At 58.6% G+C, this 12,459-nt stretch carries 24 protein-coding genes; 6 read left to right on the top strand and 18 right to left on the bottom strand.

Annotated elements, in window-relative coordinates; translation table 11 throughout:
• Positions 1-194: 194 nt before the first annotated feature.
• From N554_RS0102340 to N554_RS0102255, 15 genes are all read right to left on the bottom strand, one after another.
• Positions 195-611, bottom strand: a complete 417-nt coding sequence (locus N554_RS0102340; RefSeq protein ID WP_029581999.1) for a hypothetical protein — start codon at positions 609-611, stop codon at positions 195-197.
• Between the two features lie 217 nt (positions 612-828).
• Positions 829-1,269, bottom strand: a complete 441-nt coding sequence (locus N554_RS0102335) for a hypothetical protein (RefSeq protein ID WP_029581998.1) — start codon at positions 1,267-1,269, stop codon at positions 829-831.
• Positions 1,266-1,502 carry a hypothetical protein gene (locus N554_RS0102330; RefSeq protein ID WP_029581997.1) on the bottom strand — a complete coding sequence of 79 codons (237 nt, stop codon included), beginning with the start codon at positions 1,500-1,502 and terminating at the stop codon, positions 1,266-1,268. The genes N554_RS0102335 and N554_RS0102330 overlap by 4 nt, the downstream gene beginning before the upstream one ends.
• Positions 1,503-2,003: 501 nt before the next feature.
• The gene (locus tag N554_RS0102320; protein ID WP_051677266.1) at positions 2,004-2,366 is read right to left on the bottom strand and encodes an HNH endonuclease; all 363 of its coding nucleotides are present in this window, start codon (positions 2,364-2,366) and stop codon (positions 2,004-2,006) included.
• Positions 2,363-2,911: a 3'-5' exonuclease gene (locus tag N554_RS0102315; RefSeq protein ID WP_156041742.1), complete on the bottom strand. Its 549-nt coding sequence runs from the start codon at positions 2,909-2,911 to the stop codon at positions 2,363-2,365. Before N554_RS0102315 ends, N554_RS0102320 begins: the two co-directional genes overlap by 4 nt.
• Before the next feature lie 50 nt (positions 2,912-2,961).
• Positions 2,962-3,132 (bottom strand): hypothetical protein, encoded by a 171-nt coding sequence (locus N554_RS39510; RefSeq protein WP_156041741.1) that lies wholly within the window; start codon positions 3,130-3,132, stop codon positions 2,962-2,964.
• Complete coding sequence (locus tag N554_RS35285) at positions 3,132-4,442, bottom strand: recombinase RecT (protein WP_036052204.1); 1,311 nt, start codon at positions 4,440-4,442, stop codon at positions 3,132-3,134. The genes N554_RS39510 and N554_RS35285 overlap by 1 nt, the downstream gene beginning before the upstream one ends.
• 2 nt (positions 4,443-4,444) lie before the next feature.
• The gene (locus N554_RS0102300; RefSeq protein WP_051677265.1) at positions 4,445-5,353 is read right to left on the bottom strand and encodes a PD-(D/E)XK nuclease-like domain-containing protein; all 909 of its coding nucleotides are present in this window, start codon (positions 5,351-5,353) and stop codon (positions 4,445-4,447) included.
• Positions 5,350-5,616, bottom strand: a complete 267-nt coding sequence (locus N554_RS0102295; protein WP_029581991.1) for a hypothetical protein — start codon at positions 5,614-5,616, stop codon at positions 5,350-5,352. The genes N554_RS0102300 and N554_RS0102295 overlap by 4 nt, the downstream gene beginning before the upstream one ends.
• The gene (locus N554_RS0102290; RefSeq protein WP_029581990.1) at positions 5,613-5,834 is read right to left on the bottom strand and encodes a hypothetical protein; all 222 of its coding nucleotides are present in this window, start codon (positions 5,832-5,834) and stop codon (positions 5,613-5,615) included. The genes N554_RS0102295 and N554_RS0102290 overlap by 4 nt, the downstream gene beginning before the upstream one ends.
• A gap of 106 nt (positions 5,835-5,940) precedes the next feature.
• Entirely contained in the window at positions 5,941-6,144 is a 204-nt protein-coding gene (locus N554_RS0102280; RefSeq protein WP_029581989.1) for a hypothetical protein, read from the bottom strand.
• Positions 6,145-6,484: 340 nt separating this feature from the next.
• Positions 6,485-6,652, bottom strand: a complete 168-nt coding sequence (locus N554_RS39505; protein WP_156041740.1) for a hypothetical protein — start codon at positions 6,650-6,652, stop codon at positions 6,485-6,487.
• Positions 6,649-6,900, bottom strand: coding sequence for a hypothetical protein (locus N554_RS0102265; protein ID WP_029581987.1), 252 nt, complete (start codon positions 6,898-6,900; stop codon positions 6,649-6,651). The genes N554_RS39505 and N554_RS0102265 overlap by 4 nt, the downstream gene beginning before the upstream one ends.
• Entirely contained in the window at positions 6,900-7,178 is a 279-nt protein-coding gene (locus N554_RS0102260) for a hypothetical protein (RefSeq protein WP_029581986.1), read from the bottom strand. Before N554_RS0102260 ends, N554_RS0102265 begins: the two co-directional genes overlap by 1 nt.
• Positions 7,179-7,553, bottom strand: a complete 375-nt coding sequence (locus tag N554_RS0102255; RefSeq protein ID WP_029581985.1) for a hypothetical protein — start codon at positions 7,551-7,553, stop codon at positions 7,179-7,181.
• Positions 7,554-8,270: 717 nt separating this feature from the next.
• Between N554_RS0102255 and N554_RS37120 the strand changes: the two genes are divergently transcribed.
• Positions 8,271-9,026, top strand: coding sequence for an HNH endonuclease (locus tag N554_RS37120; RefSeq protein WP_197033391.1), 756 nt, complete (start codon positions 8,271-8,273; stop codon positions 9,024-9,026).
• On the opposite strand, the gene N554_RS35275 is transcribed toward N554_RS37120, so the two are convergent.
• The gene (locus N554_RS35275) at positions 9,023-9,448 is read right to left on the bottom strand and encodes a helix-turn-helix domain-containing protein (RefSeq protein ID WP_197033390.1); all 426 of its coding nucleotides are present in this window, start codon (positions 9,446-9,448) and stop codon (positions 9,023-9,025) included. The two genes, N554_RS37120 and N554_RS35275, sit on opposite strands and share 4 nt — an antisense overlap.
• A gap of 24 nt (positions 9,449-9,472) precedes the next feature.
• On the opposite strand from N554_RS35275, the gene N554_RS0102235 reads away from it, so the two are divergent.
• A complete protein-coding gene (locus tag N554_RS0102235; RefSeq protein ID WP_029581982.1) occupies positions 9,473-9,682 on the top strand; it encodes a helix-turn-helix domain-containing protein in 210 nt (69 codons plus the stop codon).
• A gap of 2 nt (positions 9,683-9,684) precedes the next feature.
• Here N554_RS0102235 and N554_RS0102230 read toward each other — a convergent pair whose 3' ends face one another.
• On the bottom strand, positions 9,685-9,936 hold the full coding sequence (locus N554_RS0102230; protein WP_029581981.1) for a hypothetical protein: 252 nt from the start codon (positions 9,934-9,936) through the stop codon (positions 9,685-9,687).
• Positions 9,937-10,089: 153 nt separating this feature from the next.
• Positions 10,090-10,371, bottom strand: a complete 282-nt coding sequence (locus tag N554_RS0102225) for a hypothetical protein (protein ID WP_029581980.1) — start codon at positions 10,369-10,371, stop codon at positions 10,090-10,092.
• 117 nt (positions 10,372-10,488) lie between these two features.
• On the opposite strand from N554_RS0102225, the gene N554_RS0102220 reads away from it, so the two are divergent.
• The 4 genes from N554_RS0102220 to N554_RS0102205 all read left to right on the top strand — a co-directional run bounded on the left by N554_RS0102220 (position 10,489) and on the right by N554_RS0102205 (position 12,392).
• Entirely contained in the window at positions 10,489-10,989 is a 501-nt protein-coding gene (locus N554_RS0102220) for a hypothetical protein (RefSeq protein WP_156041738.1), read from the top strand.
• Positions 10,986-11,237: a hypothetical protein gene (locus tag N554_RS0102215; RefSeq protein WP_029581978.1), complete on the top strand. Its 252-nt coding sequence runs from the start codon at positions 10,986-10,988 to the stop codon at positions 11,235-11,237. Before N554_RS0102220 ends, N554_RS0102215 begins: the two co-directional genes overlap by 4 nt.
• A 220-nt stretch (positions 11,238-11,457) precedes the next feature.
• Entirely contained in the window at positions 11,458-12,015 is a 558-nt protein-coding gene (locus N554_RS0102210) for a GcrA family cell cycle regulator (protein ID WP_029581977.1), read from the top strand.
• On the top strand, positions 12,012-12,392 hold the full coding sequence (locus N554_RS0102205; protein WP_029581976.1) for a hypothetical protein: 381 nt from the start codon (positions 12,012-12,014) through the stop codon (positions 12,390-12,392). Before N554_RS0102210 ends, N554_RS0102205 begins: the two co-directional genes overlap by 4 nt.
• The last annotated feature ends 67 nt before the right edge of the window (positions 12,393-12,459 follow it).

The following is a 12,459-nucleotide window of genomic DNA, read 5'->3' as shown; positions in this document are numbered from 1 at the left end:
GGGAGGGGGCGTTGATGCCAGCAAGCGCGGGCCGTTATCGCATCCACAATGACCGGCCGCGACACACGCGCGGGCACTGTGATCTGCGATGATCGGATACGGGCAGCGGTAGTGATACCAGATACGCGCCCATAGACCGGCCAGCCAGCCGCTTCGCCAGCACAAGCTATAACCGAGTTCGTCTAGCCAACGGCTCATCGTTCCGACGCTCCCGCTGATGGGTTGGGCGATTCGATCATGGCGCGGAATTTCGAACGCCACCAATATCTGCGCGGATATTTGCCAGCCAGAGGTGCGGCCGCGAGTTCACCTTCGCCGAACCATTTCCCGTCAGCGTCCGGGCCTTCGCCATGCAGCCAAGCGAGCGCGGCTTTCGGCACCACAACATGATCGCCAAGGGCGGCGGTGAGGCAGGCGCGCAGGCGCTCGATCTCGGCAGCGGCTTCATGTTGGATTGGCGGCGTCTGAAATTCTCGCCAGCCAAATTCAGGTTCGCCGTTCGGCATCGTCGGCCCGCTGGCGTATCGTCCGCGAAGCCGGTCAACCAAGCGGCTGCTGACCTCGACCTTCTTCGCCAGGAATGGATCAAAAACAGTGTGGGTCTCGCTCATGATTTGCTTTCTGGAGAGATTGCGAGGCGGCCCCGTCGCTTCGCGGAAATTAGTTTGTCGATCCACCGGTAGAATGCATCATCGCCCTTCTGCCTTTTGGCGTAGAGAAGCTCGGTTATTTCACGGCAATGGCAGCCGTGCGCGTTTCGACATTGTGCTCGATCGCGTTCATCGCAAGACCAGCCATCCGCCTCACTCAGCCCCACTGCTTTCCGCTTCATGGCGTTGCCCCTGATTGCTGGAGGGCGATCAACTTATTTAGGATTTGATCACGCAACGCTGGGGCAATGTAGTGCTGGCGTTGGCTAGAGACGAAAGCGATGATCTCGCGAATCTCCTCCCGCCCCGCTGCTGCATCTGCTGGCTTGATGGTGGAGAGGGCGGCAAGAGCGTTGCGGTTTTTGTCGAGTGCGTGATCTACATTGACCGTGAAATCTTTTCCCCAAGACCGCGCTTCACGACGTAGATATTCGAGCATCTGCGAGGATGCTTCCAACGCGGTCCGCACCCCATCAGCGCCAGAGGGCGCGAGGCGGGCCTGAGCTACGGCGGCGCGCGCTGACTTTGCCCAGCCCGGCTTGTCGCGCTCAATGAACCGCGCGGCGTCGAGCAACATTTCGAGCGGGTCTAACTCTGGGCCGTCTTGTGGTTGGGTCATGGCCGTTCAACTCCCGTGATGACGTACACGGTGCCGTCCGGGTAATGCAGTTCAGTTTCTTTGCCCGCCGCCGTCCGTGTGAAGATCGAATCCAGATCGCGCTCAAGCTGGTCGTGCCACATGCGAAGTTGCTTAAGCTCTAGCCGCAGCTTTTCGATTTCCAGACGATCGCGGTAGTACTGGCTCTCGACGCCCCGCTTTTCTGGATGCTGAATATTGATGTGATCGGCCATCTCACCCCTCCTGCTTATGGTCGGAGGCGGCGGGACCAGATTGAGCGGCAAGACGGGCGCGGAGAGCTGCGGCGCATATGTTCAATGGCAGCGGGCGATTGCCTTCCGCCTTCCATTCGTTTCCGGGGTCGCTCATTGTCGGGGAGCGCCGCCAATCCCAAAGGCGGCATCTCGTGAACTGAGGCTTCGCCGCGGATTCCGTCATTTCGATACTGAGAAAATCGAGCAGGAGAGTTTTCGCGGCGTCGATAGATTCGGTAACAGGCTGGACGTGCGAGCCGTTCCACAACGACGGCTTCCCGCTGCGTGGGCTTACCCCGTAATAGATGCACCAAGCCCCATTGATCGGAGATTGTTCGACGTAGCTGCCTTCGGGTGCAAAAACTGCGCGCCAAATCAGCGCATCCAACTCCCGATCCGGCCCCGTCGCCTTCTCACATCGTTCCGCGAGTTCGTACAACATCGGTTAGGCTCCTAGGGGTGTGGATTGGGCGGGGGCGGTCATCTTTCGCGTCCTGCTTCTCGGATTGATCCGTCGAACCGGCGCCAGCGGGTGATCGTCCGAGGCTTTTTGATGCCCAGGTGCTTGGCGCGCTTGCGGGCCGTCACGGATTTTTCGGCAACGTCTGCCCGCGTCTTGACCGCGTGGCATGGCACGCAAAGCAGTTGCAGATTGGATTCTCGATGTTCACCAGCATTAACGAGCGCAATGGTGTGATCATAAGCCGGTCGCAACTTCCCGACGATTGACAGTCCACAATCGGCGCAACGTCCGCCGCACTTGTCGAATACCCGTACCTTAACGCGCGGGGGGATTGCCTGATCATCGTTCGCTCCGATCCATTCATCTGTTGCACGGCTCATGCTGCAGCCTCGATCTCGAGCGCGCCGCGGGACTTGAGCGAAAGGAACAGCCGCTTGGCCGCGTAGGCATCTCGCAAGGCGTCGTGGTGGCCTTGGCGCGGGCGCTCGTTGCGTATGATGGTCAGGGCGTCGTCAAGCCGCGGCCAGCGATATTCGCCCGTGTCGCGCTCGCTGGGCAATTTGGTGAACGCCGCGGCGGGTTTCATTAGGTCGACAACGGCGAGTCCAGGGCGGACAAGTTTGCGGGTGTCCTTGCCAAGCCGGATCAGTGCGGCCTCTAGGATCGCCCGGTCAAATTCCACATTGAAGCCAACCAGGAATTTCGCCTCGCTCGCATAAGCGCAGATGACGCCAAGGGCGATTAACTCGGGTATCCCGCCGCGCCCGGCTTCGCGCGTCGTGATTCCGTGTATCGCCGTAGCGCCCGGGCTTACAGTTCGGCCCTCCGCCCGAATGCGAGAACCAAAGCAGGCCCTATCGTGGCCGTCGAAGTCGAACAGCACCGCGCCGGCAGACACCGCCCAAGGAAATTGGGGCGAGTCCATCGGGACACCCTTTGCAGGGAGAGCGCTGGTTTCGAGGTCGACGGCGAGGATCACAGCGGCCACCCCATGAAGCGAGCAACCGCTACACACCCAAGGCCGAACGCCAAGATGATCGGATAGACCTTGAACAGCGATATATTGATGAAGCCATTCGCGTTCGTGAAACACACCATGACAACCAGATGAAAGGCTGCAACCGCAATTAGGATTGTTTCGGCCATCACGAAATCTCCCTGATCGCGGCTTCACAATCCGCCTTGGTGATCTCGCCCCGCAGGCGGCGCTCAGTGAGCTTGTAGACAGCGCGCATCCATTCCTGCTCTTCGGCGTTGGCTTTACCGCCGATCAGTTGCAGCGCCTCCGTATGGCGGCTGGGTAGGCTCTTGGGCCTATCGGTTACGCGCGCCATTCCTCTCAGGTAGGTCTCTCGCCAGTCGAAGGATAACTCCGAGTCCTCTGAGGGCAGTGACGGGGATGGCGACGCATCACTAACACCATCCCCGCCGTCAACATCATCGGCGGAGGCGCCCGATGATTCCAATGGGTTGCCCGCGGCTTGGGGTTCGGTGGCCTGTTCAGCCGCGGGCGTATCCGTCTGAGATGGGGGCTCAGACGAATTGGAATTGGGGGCGTCGGAGGTTCTAACTGGCTCCGACGCCGCAGTGGTCACTTCATGGCGACCTCCTGTGCTAGTGTCATCCAAGGTCTTTGCCCGATCAGGATGACGGTGCGCATCGGTCGCGCCATTCTCGGTATTCAGTCCTGTTTGCTCATGTCGTGTTGCGTCTTGCGGGGTTTCGCTGTGGCTGGCGTCTCCTTTGGTTGTGGTGGATTCATCGACCACGCCGCGCGTCTGTTGCTCGACGTGTGAAGCGTTGAAGCCGCGGGCTCCCTTCGCCTTCAGACGATCGCCGACGCTGGGGCGCTCGTTGATGTCCTTGGCGTTGTCGGGTCCGACGTGATCCCGCAGCTCTTCCTGGCTATAGACGCCCAGCAGCACGTCGGGGAAATAGGCCCGGCAGAAGTCGCGGCTTGTGTTGTAGTAAAGCTGGAGGTCTGGCTTTGTTTTCCAGAGCGGCGAGTTCTTCGGCTGGATCTTGGAGAACGGCGGCGAGATGTATTCCAGCGTCTCGTTGGTCTCCCGCAAAACAGCCGTGACGATGCAGCGCCGATCCTCGCCTTCACCGTCGAAGCGGTGCTTCATGCGGCCGACGATCGGCGCCCGCTGCTCGATGACGGCGTGAACAAGCTGGCTCTCGTACCCGATCCGGTCGTTGACGACATAGGACTTGTTCGCCACCGCGAAGGGCGAGAAGCGCCACTCCAGCGCCTGGATGCAGATGGCAAGGCACATGCCGGGGTTGCCGCGCAAATGCTTGGGCACGGCTGTATCAGCCACCGCCATGCATTTCGCAAACTCCATAACCTCGACCATGTTCTGGAAGCGAAGGCCACCCAAGGCGTCCGAAACCTGCAGCGTGCTTGCCGCAACGCGGTCGATGCGATCTTCAATCCGTGCGATATCGGCCATGGTTACGACGCCTCTGCGAGTTCAAGTTGATGATCGATGCGGGTCTGCGCCCATGTCGGGAGGGCGAGATATTCAGCGTCGGCCCCGCCGGGGCCGGGCCACTCGCCGGTTTCCATGCACTTGGCGAAAGTCTTGATCGCGACGAAGTTCTGGCGCTCGCCACGGGCGAGGTCGTCATCCTTCAGCGTGACGATGCGGGTGCAGAACGGCGGCTTGGACTCGACGAACACGAACGAGAAGGATTCAATGTCCTTGCCTGCGATCGCATGCCAACCGGAGGCTATGAGACTGGCCTGTTGATGGTAACCAAATTCCGCAATCGTCTTGGCGAGGTCCGACGTCTGCACGCTGGTGGTGGTTTTGAGGTCCGCAAAGTCGCCAGCGTCGTTCGGGATGGCGTCCGGGCGGGCCTTCAGCCAGACCCCGGTATCCTTGCAGCGCCAGACGATGGTCTGCTCGATCGCGCCATTGAGGATCCCCGCATCGATCAGCGGGTGAGCGGCGAGGGACCGCGCCATGCCGCGGATGACTTCAATCTGGGTGGATAGCAGCACGGTGCGGCCTTCGGCTTCCTGGGCCGCCTTCCATGCCTTGGCGTCATTGCTGCGCCATGAGTCCCATTTATCAGGGCGGACGATGTAGTGCGTGTTGAAATCGTCTTCGCCCAGCAAAAGGTGATGCGCGGCGCGCCCCAGCGTGAGCGAGCCTGTTTCCTCCCGCTCGATCCTGTCTGGATTGTACGGGCTCTCGCACCAATAGTGGGCGGGCGATTGGCTGGCGATCTTCCGAAGTCCCGACGATGAAACGCTCGGGCCGTCGCATAGGTCAGCGCCGTGATACGCGGACATGGGTACGTCCGAGTAAATCCCTGGCTGGCTGATCGGTTTGTGATCCCACTTGATAATCTTCATGCCCGTGGCCTCCGTGCCAAATGCGCGACAGTGACGCGCGTAATCAGGTCGGCCATCATCTTGATCTGGCCTGATACCTTTGAGATTTCCTCCGCAGCCAGCTTTTGCTGAACCGAGCTGCCGGCATCGTTGCCCTGCGTGAGGTTACGGACCTTGGCCTGCAGCACTTTGAGGCCGAGGACGATTTCGCTTACGGCGAAGCTGGTGCCCGTAAAAAAATCCGGCTCTTGCTCAGCGACGGGCGATGGTTCGTGCTTGTTCATGGCTCGATCCCTAAAACCTTGAGGTAAGCCCGCGTGAGCTTGTCGTAGGCTGCAGCGCGCCCGCGCATCTTCAATCCGCAGTCTGCGTCCTTGGCGAGCATCCGTTCTGGAGCGCCTTCACCGGAATCCCGGATCAAATTCAGCTTGTAGACTTCAAGCGAGATGTCCCTGATCCGCGCGGGCTCGAACACGGGGCGTTTTAGTTTTGCGTCGTTCATTCAAACAACTCCGCAACTGTCGCGCCGAGATTGACGAGCACGGCGGCGCTTATGATGATGAAAATCACAACGACCAATTCGGCCCCGACCGCTATTGCGATGGTTCTCATGAATAAGCTCCGCTCTCGACGACGGGGAAAGGTTCAAGCGTGGATTCCACTTCAAACTCGGCCAGCACTTCATCCATCTTGGCGATGCGCTCCCGACAGAACGCCTCATCGTCGAAATGCCCGATATGGCGGTCGTATTCGGCGTAACCCTTCAAGAGGCTGATGGCGACGCGGAGTTGTCTGGCGAGTTCTTCGGACATCACACAGTCCCCACTCGCTCTCGCGTTGCCGGTTGCTTCTTGCGATTGTCCCAGCGCTCGGAATCTGGATCGGCCCCGGTCGTGAAGCTGACTTTCTTCTTGTCATCGACGATGGGGCGGAATCCCTCTTGACCGAATGAGCATTCGGATGTGCCTCCTCGGTAACGATGCGGCGGATTGACTATCTCTTCGAGCCGCAGGCCTAGAGAGCCATCGGAATCATCAGCGATAACATCCCTAACAGTGTAGATCGCGCCCTTTAAAGGAACGCACTCGCCGTACCTGACGTCGGATGGGTTGACCTTCCTGATGCATTCGACCTTCTGCCCAACGTGAAACATCACGCATCCTCCAAGAGCTGCTGCAAATCTTCGATCGCCTGGGCCTCGGTGTAGCCGTAGCCAATGGGATGGCCCGGTTCGTAATCGTCCGTGACGGCAGACCAATCGAACGCCCTCACGGGGATCGACGGCGGGTCGTATTTGGTGATGATCTTGGGCGCGGTCATGCTGGCACCTGTTCGGGCTGCGCTTCCGGGACAGAGACGGGCGCCTGCGCGCTCAGTTCCTCAGCCGCCACGATTGCGGCCAAGAGCTTTTCAGTGGCTACACGCGCCTGCTGGAGGCGATCAGAGATGGCCCATGTCCCGGCGCTGGTGGCGTCGAAATAGACCGACTTGCAGAGATACAGAATATCCGGGCACTGCATTGTGGCGGCAACGCTGGCGTCCAAGAGTTTGCTGATGTTGTGCTTCATCACACGGTCTCCTCGCAAAGGTCGGCCACCCTGACGACGCTGCCGCCGTGCTTCTCAGCATCGCGGATCAGTTCGCCGTAGGAATTGATGAGTTTGATTTTCTCGCGGTACTCGGCCTCGCGAACCCGGATCATCAACGACGTGCCGTCCGTGTAGACAATCTTGTGCAACTGCCGCAGGCGTTCCGCGCGCTTGTTGTTGATGATCTCGCGATGCACGACACGCTGTTGCGACGACGTGTAGCCGGACCATTCGCCCTCAAGAATGAAACGGGTCATTTACGCAGCCCTCGCGTTGCGAAGCACGACTTCACGCGCCTCCAGATCATCCCACAGCGCCGCGATTTCCTCGGGGACTTCGGCATGCACCATGATCTCGTCGCATGTGATCTGGAAAAGATCGGCAGCCTCCGCTGTAGACCGTGCCCATTCGGCGTTAGCGGCGGCTCTGGCGCGCGTGTACCTCGGAGCATCCAATCCCCGCAGATCGGCCATGGCGAGGTCGTAGGCCGCTTTCTGGCGCACCGTGGCCATTTCGAAATAGCGGCCTGCGGTTTCCTCAGCTCGCTCTACGCGCTCGGCGTGATCCGCCGGGGATTCGTACTGGCGCCAGTGGTCTTTGCGCCAGTCTGGTTTGGTGGCGGGCTGCTTCATGTTAAATCCCCTTCGAAAACGCTCCCCGCATCATTGCCTCGATCAGAGATCGGCAGCGGGACCCTCAGTCCCTCGTTGGTTTGCTTCAGAGACTTCTGGATGATCTTCAGCGAAATCGACCCGTAGCCCTCGCAGTAGGCGCAGATCGTCTGGCCGGTTTTGCCGATGCCGCTGCACTTGAAGCAGGGTTTGTATGGTCCTCGTCGCATCATCTGCGGTCCCCCATCGGCTGGTCTGCTGGGGAGCGGCTTCATGGTGGCTCCCCCGATCTGATGGGGAACTAGTAGCACCACTGAAATTAGGATGCAACAGGAAACTAGTAGCCATACTGAAAATAATTCTTGCGGGTATTTTGCCGGGGGTTTAGAGGGGGGTCGCCGGATTCGTCATGGCCGGGCGCGCAAGCGTCGGGGCTTACCTAGCGAAGGGTCCGGTAGCGCAGGGTGTGAGGGCTTGCCCTTGTCGGATGTGCTGCTGGGGAAAACGCCGAGAAAGGCCTCCGTCCCGATCCAGGCTCCAGTGATCTAGGCGAAGGGCTGACTCCTCCTACCCAGACCATGGGCTTTTGCCTGTGGGGGGTCGGGGGGTGTTGGCCCCACAAACCCATCCCCACCAATGATCTAGTACTTAGAAAGATAAGATAAAACAAAGAGTTATATTATGGATGTAGGTAGTAAGGCGAAGCTACTAGGATACCTTGGTGCGGCGAATGTTTACTTGGAATATCGCATCAAAAAGAACCCTGAAGTTCTCAATTTTGAACTCCTGCGGCTTTGCTTTGAGGTTTACGCCGTCAAGGCCGAAAATGTTGCTGAACTGGCTTCATCGATCGATGCGCTTGGAAAGGCTGAGAGGCGGCGGCTTTGCAAGCAATTTCGCGTCTCGCATGGAATCCCCCACCCACAACGGCACAAACACAGAGACTTGGAGCCTCGCATAAACGAGTTTCCGGCCGTCCCGCAAAAGCTAAACCTTTCCCAAAACCAGCCTGATTACATTCCGCTGCCGGCGCCATCTCCGAAGCCCGCCGCTCCATTGTCAGCAAAGAAGCTACGGAAGTTTAAACTAGCCGCCAAAAAGGAAAAGAAGGCAGCCAGACAGGAGTTCCGCCGGGCCAATTTAAACGCCGCGGCCAGCGCGCCGGTCATGAGCCGACCATCGGAAGACGCGATTCGCGAGTTTTACGCCTCTTGGGAGTGGAAACGGCTCAGTTACGATGCAAAACTTGAGCGCAGCCGGAAGTGCGAATGCTGCGGGGCGAAGGCACCGGAGGTGAGGATACATACCGATCACGTCAAGCCGATTCGCCACTATTGGCACCTCCGGCTTGTACGATCGAACCTCCAGATCCTTTGTGAGGACTGCAATATGGGCAAAGGAAGCCGCGACGAAACCGATTTCCGCCAGACTGTCCAGGAAGACGATCTCGGCGTGCTGCTAGAAGAGCCCAAAATTCCGGTTATTTGGAACTAGCGGTCGTTCGTCCCCGTCTTACCCGTGATGATTTTGGCGGTCTCGACGATCTTTTGCCGATCGCCCTGATTCGCGGTTTCCCAGATCGACCAGATCGCCTCGTCCCTGGTCGGGTCGACCATCAGGATTTGCCCGGGCGTGCAGCGGAGGGCATCAGCAAGCGCCTCCAGCCCCTTGTCGCTGTAGCCTTGCCGGCCTTGCTCGAGCTGGGCAACGTTGCTCACGACCATCCCAGCCGCTTCCGCAAGCTGTTCCTGGGTCATGCCGCGGTACTTGCGCCATTCCTTCAGGAATATCCGCCGCCTCTGTGGTTTGAAGCGGGGGACAACCCGGTTTTTCGTGGTCCTAGCCATACTGATATTTTCCCCCGCACCGCGAGAGAGAACCACGTAGTCACGCTGAAAAACTGCTTGACGGCTCATTTTCAGTAATGCTACTAGTTGGCCATGCATTTGGCAGACTGGCTAATCCGGCAAAAAGTTAAGCGCATTGATTTCGCGGCGCGCATCGGCGTGACCCCGCAATCGATCACAGGTTATTGCGACGGCGACTTCTGGCCGCGCAAAGAGATCGCCCAGAAAATCTTTGAGGAAACCGGCGGGGAAGTTACCCCGACCGATTTCATGCACATCAAAAAGCCGGAGACGGCCGCGTGACCTCAATGAGCCATCTCGCATCCGCTCCAAATCTGAATGCCCTTCGTGGTGGCATCCTCCCGAAGTGCGCGCTGGGTATCGATCTGGGCCTGATCGGCGCCAGCGAGCGAAATAACAAGATTCAATTGCGCTCCACTGCCGAACACAAAGCCGACACAGCGCAGCACACCGTTGATTTTTCTGAAGTAGCCGAAGCCATCGAAGTACATCGTAGGCGCACAGCCGCTTTGCGCGACCAGTTCTTCTTCGTTCATTGTTGTCCCCAGCCAAGAGCGAAGGAACATTCAAACACAACTTCGCGATTTCCGTTACGAAATTTTCATGCTGCGACAAAAAATCGTAGCTGCGTTGCGTCGTGTGCCAGCGCGGCACATTTCCCCGCAGTTTTACGGAGCGCGTCATGACGATCATGACATGCGCCGGAGCATCGCCGCTTGCGCCGACAATTCGCGCGCCCGATCAAAAATCTCCGGCGGATAAATCTGAAATTCGGATTGCAGTTCGCCGATGGCCTTCGCCTTCAGATCGTTTGCCAGCCGATCGAGCGTGTGCGCCATGACGCATCTCGGCACCACGTCACAATCAACCAGCAGCGCCACCAGTGCGGTGAACTGGTCATCGGCGATCATCTGCCGGGTGCCTGAAAGGGCGGCGCGGCGGGCTTCTGTAGTGAAATATGCGTTGCTCATGGGCGGGAATAAACCGCGCATTGGCTGATGGAACAATTGCAATAACTACATGGAACTTTTCAGCAACATGAGGCACCGGCAATGAAGCCGTTAACTGAAATCGAGATCGCGATCCGCATGGCATTTGCCGAGGCCGTCACCGCGGCAGGCGGCGGGGCGCATATGGCAGCCGCACTGGAAACAAACCCCGGCAAGATCAGTCGCCTGCAGAACACCGATAACACGCCAGTTGCAATGTCAGAGCGGCTGTACCTGAAAGCCGGCGAGGTCATTAAGGCAGACCGCCTTGCCGGGGCACCCATCATGCTATCGGCCTTGGCCGCGCTTGAGGGTTATGAAATTCAAGCTGCCGATCGCCACGTCGCGCCAAAAGGAATGCACCAACATCTTTCGACGCTGGCTAAGGAATTCGGCCAGGCAGTCACCGAGATGGCCGATGGTGATGCCCTCTCAATCGCCAAGGCCCGGCGCATCCGAACCGAGCTGCAAGACCTCGTTAATCGCGCGCGCGACTGCATTGCAGAATGCGATCAGATCATGTCTGGCGAAAAGCAAACGCTCTGGTTGGCGCAGGGCACCGATCGCGACGTCAAGTTCGGCAAGAAGGACAGAGCATGACGCGGGATGAGGCGGTCAAAAAGGCCGAGGAGTGTTTCACTTTCAACCATCCTAGTCAGGAATGGTTTTTCACGCCCCTGAGACTCGTCGCGGCTCTGGAAAATCTTGGCGTGCTCAAGCCTGATGAGCCGAAGAGCGCACAGCAAATGGCCTATGCGGCATTAATTGAGGGCCGATGGACTACTGCCGGCGCCGCCGAAGCCATCGCGCTTATTGATAAAGCCGGCCTCAAGATCGTCGAGAAGTAAGCGTTCCGCATCCCACTCATACAAGGACCATGTGATGAAACCAGTAGCAGTTGGTCTAGTAACGCTTGCCGCAGTTTGGATTGTGTTTTCGCTTGGACAATCGACGGCACTCAACAAGCCGCTTTCCGAATGTTTGATGAGCCATAAGAACCAGTGTGACTAACCGCGTCCAGTAACTAAGCCTTCCCCGCGTCCCGTTGCATCACACCCGAGAACGAAAATGACAAATAACATCCATCGCGAAGAATGGACGGAAGAGCGCATCGCGCTTTTGAAGGAGTTGCGCGAGGCTGGCGTACAGCGCGGCGAGATCGCGGACAGGATCAACAAACAAACCGGATCTAATTTCACAAGGTCCGCGATATGTGGAAAGATCGATCGGTTGTTCCCCGCAGCACATCCCAAAAAGACAGAGGAAGAAAAGGCCGCGACGAAGCGCGCACAGCGCGACCGCGATAAGAAGCTCGCAAGAGAGCGGCGACTAGAAAGGCGGTTAGCGGCTGGACTCCCGGTCGACATGCCGCGCCGCGCAGCGAAATTTAGCGTCAATCCAGGCCTTAAGATAGTAGCGTTCCGCCCGGAAGATTTCAGATCCGCAAATGTTCATGGCGTCGACGCGCTGGAATCCCACCATTGCCGGTTCATCTGCAACGATGACATGAGCGCGCCGGTCTTTTGCGGCCTACCGATGCTCACCAATTCCAAATTCTCATTCTGCGCTGGACATCACATCATCTGCACTGGCCCCGGCACAGCATCCGAAAGGGCCGCAGCATGAGCACGCATAATCCCTACGCAAACGCCTATCCGGTCGGCGGCCGATCTTGGACCATTGAGGAAGATCAAGCCCTGCTCGCCATGATGCGAGAGGGAAAACGGAATCAACAGATCGCGGACAAGATCAATCGAACAATCCACGCCGTAAAATCCAGGTATCGCTATCTCGGCCTTTCGGTAGAAGAACGCGCCAGCTTGCGCCGCATGAAGAGGCTGGCCCAGCCGCCCGTCATCCGAATGAAGATCGATCATGTGACGGACAGGGCGCCGGTCATTCCGCTTGAAGTGCTTGAAGATAGGGCGCGGCGATACACAGCCCAGCGCGATCTGACAGCAATCATCTGCGGCGATCCCGAGCCGGGGAGGGTCAGACTATGATCACCACGAAAGCGACGTGCGCTTATCTCCTTGTTGGCATCTTGGTCGTTTCGATTGGGTCGAACAT

It is taken from the genome of Bradyrhizobium sp. URHD0069 (assembly GCF_000701345.1).
Taxonomy (GTDB): domain Bacteria; phylum Pseudomonadota; class Alphaproteobacteria; order Rhizobiales; family Xanthobacteraceae; genus Bradyrhizobium.
This window is presented reverse-complemented; position numbering and strand designations above follow the sequence as displayed.

Coding starts and splice junctions, on each gene's coding strand:
- N554_RS0102235 (WP_029581982.1), top strand. CDS start 9,473: ATGCATTTGGCAGACTGGCTAATCCGGCAAAAAGTTAAGCGCATTGAT.
- N554_RS39505 (WP_156041740.1), bottom strand. CDS start 6,652: ATGACCGCGCCCAAGATCATCACCAAATACGACCCGCCGTCGATCCCC.
- N554_RS0102290 (WP_029581990.1), bottom strand. CDS start 5,834: ATGAACGACGCAAAACTAAAACGCCCCGTGTTCGAGCCCGCGCGGATC.
- N554_RS0102340 (WP_029581999.1), bottom strand. CDS start 611: ATGAGCGAGACCCACACTGTTTTTGATCCATTCCTGGCGAAGAAGGTC.
- N554_RS35275 (WP_197033390.1), bottom strand. CDS start 9,448: ATGAGCCGTCAAGCAGTTTTTCAGCGTGACTACGTGGTTCTCTCTCGC.
- N554_RS0102260 (WP_029581986.1), bottom strand. CDS start 7,178: ATGACCCGTTTCATTCTTGAGGGCGAATGGTCCGGCTACACGTCGTCG.
- N554_RS0102210 (WP_029581977.1), top strand. CDS start 11,458: ATGACAAATAACATCCATCGCGAAGAATGGACGGAAGAGCGCATCGCG.
- N554_RS39510 (WP_156041741.1), bottom strand. CDS start 3,132: ATGGCCGAAACAATCCTAATTGCGGTTGCAGCCTTTCATCTGGTTGTC.
- N554_RS0102330 (WP_029581997.1), bottom strand. CDS start 1,502: ATGGCCGATCACATCAATATTCAGCATCCAGAAAAGCGGGGCGTCGAG.
- N554_RS0102205 (WP_029581976.1), top strand. CDS start 12,012: ATGAGCACGCATAATCCCTACGCAAACGCCTATCCGGTCGGCGGCCGA.
- N554_RS0102315 (WP_156041742.1), bottom strand. CDS start 2,911: ATGGACTCGCCCCAATTTCCTTGGGCGGTGTCTGCCGGCGCGGTGCTG.
- N554_RS0102295 (WP_029581991.1), bottom strand. CDS start 5,616: ATGAACAAGCACGAACCATCGCCCGTCGCTGAGCAAGAGCCGGATTTT.
- N554_RS0102320 (WP_051677266.1), bottom strand. CDS start 2,366: ATGAGCCGTGCAACAGATGAATGGATCGGAGCGAACGATGATCAGGCA.
- N554_RS0102335 (WP_029581998.1), bottom strand. CDS start 1,269: ATGACCCAACCACAAGACGGCCCAGAGTTAGACCCGCTCGAAATGTTG.
- N554_RS0102255 (WP_029581985.1), bottom strand. CDS start 7,553: ATGAAGCAGCCCGCCACCAAACCAGACTGGCGCAAAGACCACTGGCGC.
- N554_RS0102230 (WP_029581981.1), bottom strand. CDS start 9,936: ATGAACGAAGAAGAACTGGTCGCGCAAAGCGGCTGTGCGCCTACGATG.
- N554_RS0102215 (WP_029581978.1), top strand. CDS start 10,986: ATGACGCGGGATGAGGCGGTCAAAAAGGCCGAGGAGTGTTTCACTTTC.
- N554_RS0102265 (WP_029581987.1), bottom strand. CDS start 6,900: ATGAAGCACAACATCAGCAAACTCTTGGACGCCAGCGTTGCCGCCACA.
- N554_RS0102300 (WP_051677265.1), bottom strand. CDS start 5,353: ATGAAGATTATCAAGTGGGATCACAAACCGATCAGCCAGCCAGGGATT.
- N554_RS35285 (WP_036052204.1), bottom strand. CDS start 4,442: ATGGCCGATATCGCACGGATTGAAGATCGCATCGACCGCGTTGCGGCA.
- N554_RS0102280 (WP_029581989.1), bottom strand. CDS start 6,144: ATGTCCGAAGAACTCGCCAGACAACTCCGCGTCGCCATCAGCCTCTTG.
- N554_RS0102225 (WP_029581980.1), bottom strand. CDS start 10,371: ATGAGCAACGCATATTTCACTACAGAAGCCCGCCGCGCCGCCCTTTCA.
- N554_RS0102220 (WP_156041738.1), top strand. CDS start 10,489: ATGGCATTTGCCGAGGCCGTCACCGCGGCAGGCGGCGGGGCGCATATG.